The 15,866-nt window shown below is 34.5% G+C and carries 16 protein-coding genes; 3 read left to right on the top strand and 13 right to left on the bottom strand.

Annotation, left to right across the window (positions count from 1 at the left end; translation table 11 throughout):
- Window positions 1-44 precede the first annotated feature (44 nt).
- The 13 genes from GN105_RS05550 to nusB form a co-directional block, all read right to left on the bottom strand.
- A complete protein-coding gene (locus GN105_RS05550) occupies window positions 45-956 on the bottom strand; it encodes a UDP-3-O-(3-hydroxymyristoyl)glucosamine N-acyltransferase (protein WP_155284442.1) in 912 nt (303 codons plus the stop codon).
- Window positions 957-1,005: 49 nt separating this feature from the next.
- A complete protein-coding gene (locus GN105_RS05545; protein ID WP_155284441.1) occupies window positions 1,006-1,629 on the bottom strand; it encodes a WbqC family protein in 624 nt (207 codons plus the stop codon).
- Window positions 1,630-2,003: 374 nt separating this feature from the next.
- Window positions 2,004-3,563: a signal peptidase I gene (gene lepB, locus GN105_RS05540; RefSeq protein ID WP_155284440.1), complete on the bottom strand. Its 1,560-nt coding sequence runs from the start codon at window positions 3,561-3,563 to the stop codon at window positions 2,004-2,006.
- Between the two features lie 116 nt (window positions 3,564-3,679).
- The gene (locus GN105_RS12960; RefSeq protein WP_227977344.1) at window positions 3,680-4,270 is read right to left on the bottom strand and encodes a DUF8439 domain-containing protein; all 591 of its coding nucleotides are present in this window, start codon (window positions 4,268-4,270) and stop codon (window positions 3,680-3,682) included.
- 11 nt (window positions 4,271-4,281) lie between these two features.
- Complete coding sequence (gene dnaX, locus GN105_RS05530; protein WP_155284439.1) at window positions 4,282-5,373, bottom strand: DNA polymerase III subunit gamma/tau; 1,092 nt, start codon at window positions 5,371-5,373, stop codon at window positions 4,282-4,284.
- Between the two features lie 79 nt (window positions 5,374-5,452).
- A complete protein-coding gene (gene idi, locus GN105_RS05525) occupies window positions 5,453-5,983 on the bottom strand; it encodes an isopentenyl-diphosphate Delta-isomerase (protein ID WP_155284438.1) in 531 nt (176 codons plus the stop codon).
- 13 nt (window positions 5,984-5,996) lie between these two features.
- Complete coding sequence (locus GN105_RS05520) at window positions 5,997-6,524, bottom strand: DUF192 domain-containing protein (protein WP_155284437.1); 528 nt, start codon at window positions 6,522-6,524, stop codon at window positions 5,997-5,999.
- A 54-nt stretch (window positions 6,525-6,578) separates the two neighbouring features.
- Entirely contained in the window at window positions 6,579-7,508 is a 930-nt protein-coding gene (gene lgt / locus GN105_RS05515; protein WP_155284436.1) for a prolipoprotein diacylglyceryl transferase, read from the bottom strand.
- Between the two features lie 17 nt (window positions 7,509-7,525).
- Window positions 7,526-9,028 carry a glutamate--tRNA ligase gene (gene gltX, locus GN105_RS05510; RefSeq protein ID WP_155284435.1) on the bottom strand — a complete coding sequence of 501 codons (1,503 nt, stop codon included), beginning with the start codon at window positions 9,026-9,028 and terminating at the stop codon, window positions 7,526-7,528.
- Window positions 9,029-9,063: 35 nt separating this feature from the next.
- Window positions 9,064-9,726, bottom strand: a complete 663-nt coding sequence (locus tag GN105_RS05505) for an aspartate kinase (protein ID WP_155284434.1) — start codon at window positions 9,724-9,726, stop codon at window positions 9,064-9,066.
- A 101-nt stretch (window positions 9,727-9,827) separates the two neighbouring features.
- The gene (locus GN105_RS05500) at window positions 9,828-10,187 is read right to left on the bottom strand and encodes a YraN family protein (protein WP_155284433.1); all 360 of its coding nucleotides are present in this window, start codon (window positions 10,185-10,187) and stop codon (window positions 9,828-9,830) included.
- 101 nt (window positions 10,188-10,288) lie between these two features.
- Window positions 10,289-10,576 (bottom strand): preprotein translocase subunit YajC, encoded by a 288-nt coding sequence (gene yajC, locus GN105_RS05495; RefSeq protein ID WP_155284432.1) that lies wholly within the window; start codon window positions 10,574-10,576, stop codon window positions 10,289-10,291.
- Between the two features lie 34 nt (window positions 10,577-10,610).
- Window positions 10,611-11,555, bottom strand: a complete 945-nt coding sequence (gene nusB, locus GN105_RS05490; RefSeq protein WP_155284431.1) for a transcription antitermination factor NusB — start codon at window positions 11,553-11,555, stop codon at window positions 10,611-10,613.
- Window positions 11,556-11,749: 194 nt separating this feature from the next.
- Here nusB and GN105_RS05485 point away from each other — a divergent pair, with 194 nt between their 5' ends.
- From GN105_RS05485 to GN105_RS05475, 3 genes are all read left to right on the top strand, one after another.
- Window positions 11,750-12,655, top strand: a complete 906-nt coding sequence (locus tag GN105_RS05485; RefSeq protein ID WP_095896917.1) for a YitT family protein — start codon at window positions 11,750-11,752, stop codon at window positions 12,653-12,655.
- 139 nt (window positions 12,656-12,794) lie between these two features.
- Window positions 12,795-13,292 (top strand): thiol peroxidase, encoded by a 498-nt coding sequence (gene tpx, locus GN105_RS05480; protein WP_155284430.1) that lies wholly within the window; start codon window positions 12,795-12,797, stop codon window positions 13,290-13,292.
- 91 nt (window positions 13,293-13,383) lie between these two features.
- Window positions 13,384-15,780, top strand: a complete 2,397-nt coding sequence (locus GN105_RS05475; RefSeq protein WP_155284429.1) for an FtsK/SpoIIIE family DNA translocase — start codon at window positions 13,384-13,386, stop codon at window positions 15,778-15,780.
- Window positions 15,781-15,866 lie beyond the last annotated feature (86 nt).

Below are 15,866 nucleotides of genomic sequence, written 5' to 3'. Positions count from 1 at the left end.
TTTCTACTGAATTTTATTATTTTTAATTACGGAGGAACTTTATTTTATTTGACTAATCGTCGTAAAGCACTCATTTCCTTGTATTTCTTACGAGCTTCCTCAGCCGGATAACCGAAGTACGTTAGTCCGCCCTCCAATGATTTGGAAATTCCGCTTTGTGCCAGAATAACTGCCTTTGCCCCAATGGTAATTCCGCTGGTCATTCCCACTTGCCCCCAAATAGTTACTTCATTTTCAATAACTACGCATCCTGCAATGCCGGTTTGTGAAGCAATTAAGCATTTTTCCCCGATAATTGTATCGTGCCCCACGTGAACTTGATTGTCTATCTTTGTTCCGCGTTTGATTGTTGTGTCGCCCGTAACACCTCGGTCGATAGTACACAAAGCTCCTAAATCCACATTATCTTCTATTACAACTCTTCCTCCGGATTTGAGTTTATCAAAGCCTTCAGGACGTTTTTTATAGTAAAACGCATCAGCCCCCAGCACCGTTCCGGCGTGAATGGTTACATTATCCCCGATAATGCAATCGTCGTAAATACTTACGTTGGAATGAATTGTGCAATTTCTTCCGATTTTTACGTTATTTCCGATGAACGCTCCGTGTTGGATAACCGTATTTTCTCCAATTTGAGCCGATGGAGCAACCAATGCCGTAGATTTTTGAAACGGTTTGAAGAAATCCGTTAATTTGTTAAAATCCCTGAACGGGTCGTCGGAAATGAGGAGTGCTTTTCCTTCGGGGCATTCTACTTCTTTGTTAATCAGCACGATTGTAGCACGTGATTGCAAAGCTTTGTCGTAATACTTCGGGTGGTCAACAAAAACGATGTCGCCCTCTTCCACTACGTGGATTTCATTCATTCCGAGTACAGGAAAATTCTCATCACCCACGAAAGAACTCTTGATGATGGTGGCAATTTGCTTTAATGTATAGGGTTGCGGAAATTTCATTTTACTTCTTTATATTCTAAAAACGTAATTTTCAGGTTGGTTTTTATGTTTATAATTGTACTTTATTTATCAAATAATCCTCCGTGTTAGGTCCTTCGTGGAAAAGTAAGTCCAATACGCTCAGATTAGGTAAAAATCCGTGTTTGTCGGAAAAAATTTGATGATACTGCTCCATCTGCAAAGGAAATTCTTTTTTAGCAGAAGTCAAAAAACGGAAATCTTTAACTTCCTTAGGTTCGGCCTCATAGCTTTTTGTTTTATCAAAATTTATATCCGTTTGCAAACAAGCCAACACCGTTTCAATAGTATCCATATTTACATCTAACAGAAAGGTATATTTCTTCTCAAAAAGCGGAAATAAATCATCTTCATAATACTCAAAAAAAGGTGAAGTTCGATATGCGGTTTCGAGGCTCTTCCAATGCAATCGCTGCCAAGGAAAATGATTTTCTACACGCACATCTTTGAAAAGTTGTCTTCCGGTTTCGCCCCCAACGTGCTTAATAGGCAGATTTAACGCCAATTTTCCGTTAGCTCCGTAAATATAAGCTCGGTTTCGGAGCGTTTGTTTTTGATAATTATCCGATACCTCCAAAACACAAGGATGTGTGAGCATCAAATGAAATTGAGCAATGCTCGGGAAATATGTCGGGTGAATAAGTGCCTGATACATTTTATATTATTTTTCTTTTTGACTTCATCATTTACTTTCATATTTATACTTTTGTCTTGAAACAAAAGTACCAAAAATTCAAGGCTATGGATACTTCGCTAAAAATCAATTTATTCTGCTGAAAATTTCTAAACTCGCTACGCTCAAACAGTAGAAATTTTCTACGCTACATTCATTGATCTTCTTAACGCTTCGTCTCCAATGCCGACAGAAAACACTGAAAAACATTTAAAATCAACACTTAAATCATAAAAAGATATGTAGTTAAGTATTGAACTCGTTTTTTCTTTTTAAAATTCAATTCAAACTGAATAATGCTTCAATTCAGCACGACTTCTTTGAATTTTATAACGATTATGCTATTCTTTTACCTTTTATTTTGACTCTTTTGCTTTCTTTCTTTTTCTGGAATAAAATTCATATCCGCCCCAAACTAAAACTATGAGAACAAGAGCGTAATATCTGTAGGAAACGGGTTCACCTTCGCCATTAACAGTAGTGAAAAGTCTATTCCAGCGGATTTTATTCAAACCTGAAGCATTTTTGTCTGTACTCATCCAAATCAAAACAGGTTTTCCAAGTACGTGATCTTCAGGAACAAATCCCCAATAGCGGCTATCTTCCGAATTATGACGATTATCTCCCATCATCCAGTAATAATTTTGCTTGAAAGTATAGGAATTTGTCTTTTGTCCGTTGATAATAATATCATTTCCTTTGATTTCCAACGAATTATTCTCGTAAACTTCAATAATTCGTTTGTAAAGTGGTAAATTTTCAATGGAAAGTGTAATTGTTTGTCCTTCAGCAGGAATTGTTATCGGTCCGTATTGGTCTTCATTCCATTTGTAATTTTCCGAATGCGGGAACACAGCCTGATTATACTTTCCAGCCTCTTCAATTCGCTTTTTTACAGAAACTACGTTGGGGCTTTTTCTCAGAGCTTCGGCTACTTCCTCAGTCAATGAAGAAAATACGTACACATTTTGCTGTATTGGTGTAAAATAATCGGTTACATCAAACTGTTGATACATAAAATCAGGAGTTAACTGACCGATATTAGGTTTAGTTTCAACAACATAAGAAGTCTGTAATTTTGCTCTGACAGGATAGATTTCTTTTTTTCCGTTTATATAAACGTCTCCGTCTTTGATTTCAAACTTATCTCCCGGAACGGCAACAGTTCTTTTTACATAATTCGACCTTTTATCAATGGGTTTATCGACGTGAATATTAGAATTATCACGGAAGAAACGCACCGTATCGGTAGGCCAGTTAAAAACCGTAATATCATTACGCTGAATCTTTTGCAATGCCGGTAAACGCAAATAAGGCAACTGCGGAACTTTCAAATATGATTTTGTACCTACTAACGGAATGGAATCGTGAACCATAGGTAACGAAAGAGGTGTCATTGGCACGCGAACTCCATAATGAAACTTACTAACAAACAGAAAATCACCGACTAACAACGTTTTTTCCAAAGAGGAAGTAGGAATCATATATGGCTGAATAAAATAGGTATGAATTGCCGAAGCCGCAACCACAGCAAATAATGTAGCACTTATCCACGAAGATACATTCTTCTTAATTACTTCATTATCCTTGCCGATGTATTTAGTTGTAGGCAAATACGTTAGGTAAGCTGTAAATAATCCTAAAGTAAGAACAGAAAGCAAAGTATATCTCTTTTTGCGATAACCAAAAACGTGCAACCATTCATAGTTCATTACGATAAGCATAATATTCCCGATTACAGGCAAATACATCAGAAAGAGCCACCACCACGGACGTTCTATTATTTTCAAAAATATAACATTATTATAAAAAGGGACAAAGGCTTCCCACGCCTTATAACCTGCCTTTTGGTAGCCTTTCCAAAAAAATAATCCATTGATTATCTGTGCCGTAATAAGAATATAAATATATAACATAATTTGTTATTTAAGTTAAACCCCACAAATATAGAAATTTATTTTATATAAACTCTCTTTTATCATTTTTCAAACTTAAAAGTTAAGTTTAAAGTTTACATTTGGTTCACAATTGACTAAAATCCTAAATTTAAGTTAAATGCCTCACGAAACTCTTTCAGTAAAGGATTGTTTTCAAGTAATTTTTCATATTTATCATCAGGAGTAACTAAAATCTTTTTCGCTAATTCTTCATTCTTAATAAGCTTCAAAGAAATATCATAATTACGTAGTGATTTGCGTAAATAATCAAGTAATCTGCTTTCATTCTGTAAAATTTCCGTATGAGCAGTATCGTTAGAAACCTCCAAATGAATCTCTTTCTCTTTGAGTACGGGAACACTCATTTGCAAGTACGAAGCTTGGATTCGTTCTCCTTTTGCCAATAAATTTTCGATATAATTATTCCAAAAACGGAGAAAATCCGTTTCAGAAAATTCTTCCCGGGGCAGAGAATTTGGATCAATAATTTCCTCTTTCGAGTTCTTCTTTACTTCTGTCTTTAATTGAACACTTCGTATTGAAAAACTTGAAATTACCTCTGTTCGTTCCTGTTTTGTTATTGTTGGGATGTTAGCGTGAAGTCTGGAAGTTGTTATTTGCGTAACCGATTTTTGCTCATTAGCTGTTACGGATGACGGTTGTATTTCTTCCTGTTTATTAAACACATACGCCGGAATTATGAAGCGTCCATCATTTTTTTTTTATCACCTTCAAAGGTCAAAGATGCAAGTTGCATCAAAGCAATTTCAACCAACAATCGCGGATTTTTACTACTTCTGTACTTCAAATCACAATCATTAGCAATATTGATAGCTTCCATCAAAAATGGAACGGTAGTTCTTTGAGTTTGTTGTGAATATTTTTTCTGCGTTTCCTCACTTACCTCCATAAGTGCGATGGTGATGGGATTTTTACAAACCATCAAATCTCTGAAATGACTTGCCAAACCAGATATAAAATGATGACCATCAAACCCTTGTGCAATAATATCATTGAAAGCCTTTAGCAAATCAGGAAGTTTATTTCCTAAAATGAGGTCTGTAATGGCAAAATATGTTTCATAATCAAGCACATTCAGTATTTCGGAAGTGGCTTGACGTGTAATTTTATTTCCGGAAAAACTAACCACTCTATCAAAAATAGAAAGAGCATCACGCATCGCTCCGTCTGCTTTTTGAGCAATAATCTGCAAGGCTTCGTCTTCTGCCTGAATTCCCTGTTCTTGAGCGATATATTTTAAGTACTCACGAGCATCATTTACAGTAATTCTCTTGAAATCAAATATTTGACACCTTGAAAGAATCGTTGGAATAATTTTGTGTTTCTCGGTGGTTGCCAAAATAAAAATGGCGTGTTTGGGAGGTTCTTCCAAAGTTTTCAAAAAAGCATTGAAAGCCGCTGTTGATAGCATATGCACCTCATCAATGATATACACTTTATATTTTCCTACTTGAGGCGGAATACGCACTTGGTCAATAAGCCTGCGAATATCGTCCACACTATTGTTAGAAGCAGCATCCAACTCAAATACGTTGAACGCAAAATCATTATCATCTTGCACTTCCGAAGTTTGCTCGTTGATTTTCTTTGCCAAAATCCTTGCACAAGTAGTCTTCCCTACTCCACGAGGTCCCGTAAAAAGAAGAGCCTGAGCCAAATGATTGTTCTCAATGGCATTCATAAGCGTATTGGTAATTGCTTGTTGCCCAACCACATCACGAAACGATTGTGGGCGGTATTTTCTTGCGGATACTACAAAATGATTCATACGGCAAAAATAAAATGTTTTACGTAAAAAACAAAAACTTAATCCCTAAAAGTATTCCGAGATTAAGTTTTTCAACTTTCTATTTTTTTATTTTCTTATTGAACAAATAATCATAAAATTTTTCAAAAATAATTTTAAACCATTCGGTGTATTTTTGTGGATTTTGTTCAATATCTTTTTTGATATTTTCAGGAAGTTCCCATTTCCAGTCGGCAACCTCTTCGGTGTTTATATTTGGATTTGCTTCATAATATCCTAACAAAACGTGGTCATATTCGTGTTCTGTAAGTCCATTGTCAAAAGGAGCTTTGTATATGAAAGAAATTACATCGGTCAGCTCGGTTACAAATCCCATTTCTTCTTGCAAACGACGTTTTCCTGCCTCCACATTGGTTTCATTTTCACGCTGATGGCTGCAACAGGTATTTGTCCACAATCCCGGTGAATGATACTTATGAAATGCCCGTTGTTGTAACATCACTTCTCCTTTTTGATTCATTACAAAAACCGAGAAAGCACGGTGAAGTAACGCTTTTTCGTGTGCTTCCAACTTGGGCATCAAGCCAATAGGATTGTTTTGTTCATCTACCAGAATTACTTTTTCCTCCATTTTTGATTTTCACTTAATTCTTCTCAAATGTAATTGTATCTCCTTCTTCGATTCCCCATTTATCTGAAAGTCCGCCATTTATCTCTAAAACGTACATTGCTGGTTTTTCTGACGGAAGTGAAGTTTCATCATAAGGTTTAGCTCTTTTTACAATACTAACTACTTGTTTTTGAGCATTTAAATAAATAATATCAAGCGGAAACTCAGTATTTTTCATATAAAATGAACGCATTTCCTCTTCTGGAAAAATGAATAACATTCCTTGATTTTCATCCATTCCTTTACGATACATCAGCCCTAAGCTCGTTTCTTCAGGTGTGTTAGCAAATTCTATATCTATCTTTTTCAACAAATTACCTTTTTTAAAGATTGATAACTCGGCCTCTCTTGTGAAATCAATTTCAGGAGCTTTAATTTCGGTTTCTTGAAACGCAATCTTTTTTTCTTCAGATGAAAAAAGTGCGGGCAAAACATACGCCAATGTCGCAAGCCCAACAAATCCTAATGCAAGATGCACAAAATATTTTCTAAAAAAATTCATTATCTGATATTATTTTAATTTAAAAAATCACTTTTTTAATCATTCTCAAAATATTTATCTGGTTTTTCTAAATAGGAAAAAAAATCCGGCAATGATAAACGGAATACTAAGCCATTGACCTGTTGAAAATAATCCTAAACTGCTTTCAAATCCGCCTTGACTTTCTTTTACAAATTCCACTACAAAACGAATTCCCCAAAGAATAATCAGGAATAAACCAAAAATGAAATAAGGTTGCCGTTTTTTGTCCGTTTTCCAATAAAAATACCACAAAATCCAGAATAATATGAAATAGCCAAATGCCTCATACAATTGTGCCGGATGTTGGTACGGAATACTTGCCAAAACCTCAGAAAAACGAGGGTCGGAAACGATTAAGTCATAAGCTGCATCGGGAGTATTTGTTCCGGTAATTTTCATTGCCTCACGAGGAGAAATCATTCCTCCTTGAACAAATTTCACTCCCAACGGAAAACTCTCATTTACTACTTTTCCGTTTATTTCAGAATTAAAGAAGTTACCAAAACGAACAAACATTCCTCCAATAGAAATAGGAATTACTACCCTATCCAAAATCCACGAAAGTGAGATATCTTTATATTTTCTAACATACAAAATCATTGCAATGATAATCCCCACCGCAGCTCCGTGACTCGCTAACCCCGAAAATCCGGTAAATTGAAATTCAGGCTCAAACCGAACGGGCAAAAATATTTCTAAAATATGGTGCTTAAAATAATCCCAATCATAGAAAAAACAATGTCCAAGCCGAGCACCTATCAATGTAGCTAAAGCCGTGTAAATGAATAATGTATCTAACTGCTGTAATGTTTTTCCCTCATTCAGATAGATTTTTTTTGTCAGATACCAACCCAAACCAAAAGCCACCACAAACATCAGACTATAATAACGCACCCCTATATTCAAAATAGGAATGGTAAGTAAAGCCTCATCCGGATTCCAAATAAAATTCAAGAATGTCATTTTGTTTAAAATTTTAATTACTTGTTTGCTTCCAAAATGGCTGACAATCGGTTAAGTGTATCCTCTTTTCCAATAACTTCCATAATATCAAATATATGTGCTCCCTTCATTTCTCCTACCAAAGCCAATCGGAGCGGAGGCATTACCTGCCCAAATCCGTAACCTTTTTCAGAAATATACTTTTTGACATTTTCTTCCAAAACTAATGAAGAAAAGTCCGCTGTATTTTTAATGATTTCAGCTACTTCCGAAATGATTTCAGCTGTGTTCTCTTTCCATTGCTTTTTAAACGCTTTTTCATCATATTTCTCAGGTTTCTGGAAGAAATAATTGCCTAATTCCCAAAAATCTGACACAAATGTTGCTCTTTCTTTAATCAATGAAACTATTTTCTCTACTATTTCAATTGATTTTGAAATATTTTTTTCAGAAAGAATTTTTTGAAACTCGCTCGCTAATTCGGCATTTGATTTTTTCTGCAAATACTGATGATTGAACCACTGAGCTTTTTCAATATTAAATCTTGCTCCTGCTTTATGAACTCGCTCCAAATCAAATAATTGAGTAAGTTCTTCCAACGAAAAAATTTCTTGGTCGCTACCTGGATTCCAGCCCAAAAGTGCCAAAAAATTTACCAACGCTTCCGGAAAATAGCCTTCTCCTCTGAATCCTTTGAGCATTCCGCTTTCTTCTTGCCAATTCATTGGGAAAACCGGAAAACCTAACTTAATTCCATCGCGTTTGCTTAACTTCCCATTTCCTACCGGCTTCAAAATCAGCGGCAAATGAGCAAATTGTGGAGCTTCCCAGCCAAAAGCACGATACAATAAAATATGCAATGGCATTGATGGAAGCCATTCTTCACCACGAATTACGTGCGAAATTTCCATTAAATGATCATCAACAATGTTAGCCAAATGATACGTGGGCATTCCATCACTTTTAAATAAAACCTTATCATCCAATGTTTTAGTATCAACAGTTACCTCACCACGAATTAAATCATTCATTTTCAGAACCTCATCGTGTGGCATTTTAAATCGAATTACAAATTCTTCTCCGTTTTGAATTCGCTTTTGTACCTCTTCATTTGAGAGTGATAACGAATTTTTCAATTGTTGCCGATTGCTCCAGTTATAGATAAAAGTATTCCCTTCAGATTCGTTTTTTTTCCTTTGATTATCAAGTTCTTCTGCTGTATCAAATGCATAATATGCCCAACCTTTTTCAATAAGTTCATCGGCATATTTTTTGTAAATTTCTTTACGTTCACTTTGGCGATACGGAGCGTGTTTTCCTTCTTTTCCTACCCCTTCATCATACGGAATTCCGCACCAATTTAGCGAATCAATAATGTATTTTTCAGCACCTTCCACGTATCGATTTTGGTCAGTGTCTTCTATGCGAAGTAAAAATTCTCCTCCGTGTTTTTTAGCGAATAAATAATTGAATAAAGCAGTACGCACCCCGCCTATGTGTAATGCTCCCGTTGGACTTGGAGCAAATCGAACTCGAACCATAATTTATTTCTTAGTGGTTAGTAATTATCTTTAAACTATAATAATTTCAAATCTTTAATAACTTTAAATGCTACATCTACCTGAAATTCAGGCACTACAATTGTAAATTCGTTGGCTGTAGAAATTACTTCATTCATCGAGACTCCCTCCCAAGCCAGTCGTTGGAAAATAAAATAATAAATCCCTGGTACTGAGATATTTTCCTCAGGAAGTTTCACACTTATTGAACCCAAATTTGTAAACTTGTGCAAGCATTTTTCGTTTTTGAAAACCTCTTCAACAATCACTTCCGTAGAGTTGCTGACAATCAAGCTGGTTTCATTCACTCCCCTTGATGTTGCATAAAAAACATCCTTTGTATTTTGGATTTTTTTCAACAATTCAGCTTGACTATTTAGAATTGTTTCAGAAACTAAAAAAGTATAATCCGTTAAATTTGAACGAACTATAATCTCTCCGATATTTTTCAGAACCTTAACAATACGATGCGTTGAACGAAATTCCATATCGGTAGATAAACGCTTCAAAGCCATCACAATAGCTCCGTTACGCACTTCACGATGCGTCGTATCGTTTTGAATTTCCTTACGAATAATACGTGCCAGAGAAGTTAAATTAATAATTCCCTGAGAGAGTGCTGTTTGCAAAAAAGGTTTTGATTTGATATAATTTTCAACGGCAGATGATACTGTTTTCATCAAATTATTTTCTAAAAAAGTTAATCTTATTTTTGTTACAAAAATACAACAAAAAATGATTTTGTAACAGCAATTTTATTTTTTCACTTTTTCTTAACTTTTTAAAAAGAATAAAACGCATCTTCTATATAGTTGATATTAAATTCAATACTATTTTTTACAATTGAAATAATATCAAACTGAACTTCCAAATCCAAATCTTTTTTTTCGATATAATGATTTGTTGCTTTTATAACCAAATCTATTTTTTGTTTGCTAACGAAGCTCTCTGGCTCTCCATAAGCTGTTGAAGTTCGGGCTTTAACCTCAACTATGTGCAAAGTATTTCCTTTTTGTGAGATAATATCAATTTCGGCGTGACCAAACGTGAAATTACGTTCCAAAATCTGGTGTCCATTTTTCACCAAAAAATCTGCTGCAATTTGCTCAGCTTCTTTTCCAAAATCATTATGAGCTGCCATCTAAATTTCTTTAAAATCCTAATCTACAAAAATTCAAAATCCGTGAAATGATACACACTCACGGATTTTATATTACAATTAAATTTGTTCTTCGTATTTAATTATTTTTTCACCTCTTTTGGTGCGTTCAATTTCTTCGACATTTCCATAGAAATAGCCGAACGCTCAAATTTGATTTTACCGGCAAGAGTTTCAATAACGCAACTATCATCGGTAAGCTCAACTATACGTCCGTGCATACCGCTCTTAGTTATTACGCTATCTCCCTTTTTCATCTCTTGAATAAAGTTCTTTTCTTGTTTTTGACGTTTCATTTGCGGACGAATCATAAGAAAATAAAGCACCGCAAACATCAATATAATCGGTAAAAAATTATTAATTGCACTCATAATAAATTGATTTAAAATTATTTTTAATCTATTTTTAAAGTAATCCTCTTCCTATTTTATTAAGTTCGTTTCTTTCCTGAAATTCTTTAGATAAATTATCAAGAATTCCGTTGATAAAAATACTACTTTTTTCCGTTGAATATTCCTTAGCTATCTCAAGATATTCATTCAGAGTTACTTTCACAGGGATTGTCGGAAATCTCAAAAACTCGCAAATAGCCATTTTTATAATGATGTTATCCAACACAGCGATACGATCTTTATCCCAATTAATTGTTTTTTCGTGTATATAACTCTGTAATTTTTCGTCATTTAACGTTACCTTTTTCAGTAAATCGGTAGCAAACAACTTGTCATCATCATTTTTAAAGAGCTTCGGCACAAAATATTTTTCATTACTATCCGGCTTTACACTCTTTAACAACTTCAATATAAAAGTATTAACTATTGAAAAATCATCTATCCAAGTTAAGTTAAATCCTTCTATATAATCATAAATTTTTTCATCAGGAGCTACAATTTCCTTAAATACATCTACAACAAAATCTCTGTCTGTGTTGAAATTGGATTTCTTTTCAGATACATATTTTCTATATATGTCACTATCTATAATCTTTTTATAAATAATTTTGACATATTCGCTATCCAAATCCCAACAATTCATCTGAGCATTATTGATTGCATCTTGCAGAAGCTCATTATTCGAAATAAGAATAAAAACCTGATTGTCAATTATTTTCTTATTCAAATTTTTATCCTGCGTGGTTGCTAAATATTTCTTTTGTGCAACTTCAAACTGCGTAACAGCCATATTGTGAAGTTCTTTCAAAAGAGAGAAGGTTAGTAAATAGAGTTTGAACGTATCGTTCGCACTATTTTGTAAAAACTTCAATTCTTTATCCAAGCTCTGACTTTGACTTTGTGTCATTGCATAAATGGATTGCATCACCTTTACTCTGATATGTCTTCGTGTCAACATAAATTTAAGAACTCTAAAATATGATTTTGATTACCAGCATTATTTTCGGGTGCAAAAGTAGAAAAATAAAACAAAAAAACAAACTATAAATACATTTTGAGGATATGAAAAAAAACAGTCGAAAAAAGCTCCCAAATTAAAAAATATTAAATATTTTTGCACTCAAATTTAATAAATGGATATATTTTAAGAATATGAAAAAAAATAAAAGTCGTAGAATAAAATATCTGAAGTCTTTCTACATTAAAGATTATTTGGTAATCATTTTAGGATTGGCTCTTTTCACCATTGGGTTGACGGGGTTCATCATTCCAAACAGAATTGTAACCGGCGGACTATCAGGAATTTCCATCATAGTTAAATATGTAACAGGCATTGAAATTTGGAAAACAACTTTGGTGGTAAATATTGTTTTACTGGCGATTGCTTTTCGTGCCGTAAACCGCCAATATGTCATTCGTACATTGTTAGGAATTGGTTTATTATCATTAATGTTGAGCTTTGGGGAATCTTATTTACAACCATATTTCTCTGAAAATCCACCGGTTAGCGACGAATTTCTTTCTGCAATCGTAGGAGGGCTTTTTTGCGGTACAGGTTTGGGGCTTGTTTTTTCAGTAAATGGAAGTACGGGAGGAACTGACATTATAGGTGCTTTGGTTACAAAATATTATCGTATCAGTCTCGCTCGAATTCTGTTAATCGTTGACGTTCTGATAGTTGTTTCATCTTATTTCATCTTAGATAGCGACAAAGAAACTTTAGAAAGAACCATTTACGGCTTGATTCTTCTTCCTTTGATGTGGCAAATGGTTGAAATTGTGATAAATGGAGCTCGCCAATCGGTTCAACTTTTCATATTCTCAAAACATTACGACGAAATTGCTACTCATATCAACACAGAAATAAAACGCGGATGCACCGTAATTGACGGACTTGGTTGGTATTCCCAAACTCCTCAAAAAATAGTAATTGTAATAGCACGCCGCACTGAAGCCACTTCTATTTTCCGATTAGTAGGAAGCATTGACCCTGAGGCTTTTGTAACAAAAGCTACTGTAATGGGCGTTTATGGAAAAGGGTTCGATAAACTCAATTAGCTTTAAATAAAATCAATATTTTTTGTCCGTAGTTCTTTCTCATAATTTTGAACTTCGGACTTTTTCATTTTTACTTTTAACTTTCCATTTTTTTATCTTATCTTTGCCCGTATTCATTAATTTTAAAACTCAAATTTTTATGGCAACAATTACATTAAAAGGCAATACCATCCACACAGCAGGAGAGTTACCAAAAATAGGCAAATCAGCTCCTAACTTTACAGCTGTTTCAACAGGATTGACAGAGGTTTCTTTAAGTGATTTTAAAGGGAAAAAAGTAGTTTTAAATATTTTTCCAAGCATTGACACAGGAGTTTGTGCAGCTTCTGTTCGCAGATTTCACAAAGAACTCAGTAACTTGAATAATGTGCAAATTCTCTGCATTTCAAAAGATTTACCTTTTGCTTTGGGTCGCTTTTGTGGAGCAGAAGGCATCGAAAATTTAGTAATGCTTTCTGATTTCAGAGGAGATTTTGGAAATAATTATGAAGTAACAATTACTGACGGACCTTTGAAAGGATTGCTGTCGCGTTCCATAATTGTTTTAGATGAAGAAGGAAATGTCATTCATACGGAACAAGTGGCTGAAACTGCTAACGAACCTAATTATGAGGCTGCATTAACAAAACTGAAGTAACATAAAATCTTAGAATCAATGAATTGAGAGTGAAAAAAAGCATTCTCAATTTTTTCGTTTCGTCTTCAATTTCAATTTTTCAAAAATATAAATGGGACAAAAAAAACAAAAACAAACAGATAAAAAACCTAAAAATCAATCTGATAAGTCAAAACAACGAAAATTAATTTTCGGAATTGTTTTGATTGTTATTTCTCTTTTCTTAATTATCACATTTGTGTCCTATTTTTTCACTTGGCAAACCGACCAAAGTATTTGGTCTGAAATTGGTAACCGACAGGAAAAAGCCAACAATCTTACCAGTAAGATAGGAGCTTATCTCGGATACCTTTTCATTTACAAGGGCTTCGGTTTGGCAACGCTTATTCCTATTAGTTTGTTATTTCTGTCAGGATTAAAAATCGCTTTTAACCTGAAAATTCCTATGCTAAATCGATGGTTTTGGGGAGTACTTTGGACTGTTTTCATTGCTACATTTTTAGGTTTTTTCTCAGGAAAAGCAAGTATTCTTGGTGGAGTTTCAGGATTTGAAATCAATCACTTCCTTCAAGATTATTTGGGACGTTTTGGCACAATATTAGTTTTATTGCTATTTTTAACCTTATACGTTGTTTTCAAAGCCAACTTAACTCCGGAAAAAGTTAGTGCAATTTTCTCTGATATATTGTCCAAATTCAAACGAGAAAAATCATCTTACAAAGATGCAGAAAAATCAATAGAAAAGATTGATAATAAAGAAGATATCGAAATAAACAAAAAAGATGTTTTCATAAAAGAAAAAGAAACTGAAAAATTAGATGTCTTCACCCACAAGAAAGAAATCCCTTTCATTGATAATTCCCAAAATGAGGCTTCTCAAGAAATTGAAGTTGAGAATGATTTTTTCATAACAAATGTAAAAGAACCTGATTTTGAAGTAGAAAAACCTAAAACAGAAGAGATTGACCCTGAATTACTTGCTCAAAAATTAGTTGAAAATTACGGAGAATATGACCCGAGATTGGATTTGAGTGATTATAGATTTCCATCAATCGAATTGTTAATTGAACCAAAAGATAACGGAATTATTATCAATCAAGAAGAATTAGAAGAAAACAAAAACACTATTGTTCAAACACTTAAGGATTATAAAATTGAAATTTCACAAATAAAAGCCACCATCGGACCAACCGTTACACTGTATGAAATCGTCCCTGCGGCAGGAATTCGTATTTCCAAAATCAAAAATTTGGAAGATGATATTGCTTTGTCGTTGGCAGCCTTAGGAATACGCATCATTGCCCCTATTCCGGGAAAAGGAACCATCGGTATTGAAGTGCCTAACAAAAAACCTACAACGGTTTTTATGCGTTCGATGATAACTTCTCCGAAATTCCAACACGCTGAAATGGAGCTACCTGTTGCTTTCGGAAAAACCATCAGTAACGAAACATTTGTTGCCGATTTAACCAAGATGCCACACCTTTTGATGGCTGGAGCGACAGGGCAAGGAAAGTCTGTCGGTTTGAATGTGGTTTTAACATCTTTGTTATACAAAAAACATCCTGCGGAAGTAAAGTTTGTCTTGGTTGACCCTAAAAAAGTAGAACTTACACTTTTCAATAAAATTGAACGTCATTTTTTAGCAAAACTACCTGACAGTGAAGATGCTATAATCACAGATAACAAAAAGGTAGTAAACACATTGAATTCATTGTGTATTGAGATGGATAACCGTTATGAATTGCTAAAAAATGCTATGGTTCGTAACATTAAAGAGTATAACGCAAAGTTCAAAGCAAGGCAACTTAATCCAAATGACGGACACAGATTCTTGCCGTACATCGTGTTGGTAGTTGATGAATTTGCCGACCTGATTATGACTGCCGGAAAGGAAGTTGAATTACCTATCGCTCGGTTGGCACAATTGGCACGAGCCATTGGTATTCACCTAATTATCGCCACACAGCGTCCGTCTGTAAACGTAATTACCGGTATCATTAAAGCGAATTTCCCTGCAAGAATCGCTTTCCGTGTAACTTCAAAAATTGATTCTAAAACTATTTTAGATGGTTCGGGAGCAGAACAATTGATTGGTCGTGGGGATATGCTTTATACACAAGGCAATGAACCAATTCGTATTCAATGTGCCTTTGTTGACACTCCGGAAATAAACCACATCACTGAATATATCGGTAACCAAAAAGCGTATCCTGATGCTTATTTACTACCAGAATATGTTGGAGGAGAAAGTGAAGGTCTTGATTTGGATTTCAATCCGGAAGATAGAGATCCTCTGTTTAGAGAAGCAGCTGAGATTGTGGTAAATGCACAGCAAGGTTCTGCATCACTTTTGCAACGTAAACTAAAATTAGGCTACAACCGAGCCGGACGACTTATTGACCAGCTGGAACACGCCGGTGTCGTAGGTCCGTTTGAAGGAAGCAAAGCCAGACAAGTTTTAATACAAGATATCGTTTCTTTAGACAGACTTTTGGAAGGAATGTAATTTATTTCAACCTATAAGCCAATGAATTAAGTTTTTTGGAACAATTATTGATACAACAAAATATAACATCAAAAATAACAAAATTA

This window comes from Capnocytophaga felis (assembly GCF_009684755.1).
Lineage (GTDB): Bacteria > Bacteroidota > Bacteroidia > Flavobacteriales > Flavobacteriaceae > Capnocytophaga > Capnocytophaga felis.
The sequence above is the reverse complement of the archived record's forward strand: the minus strand, read 5'-3'. Positions and strand labels throughout refer to the sequence as shown.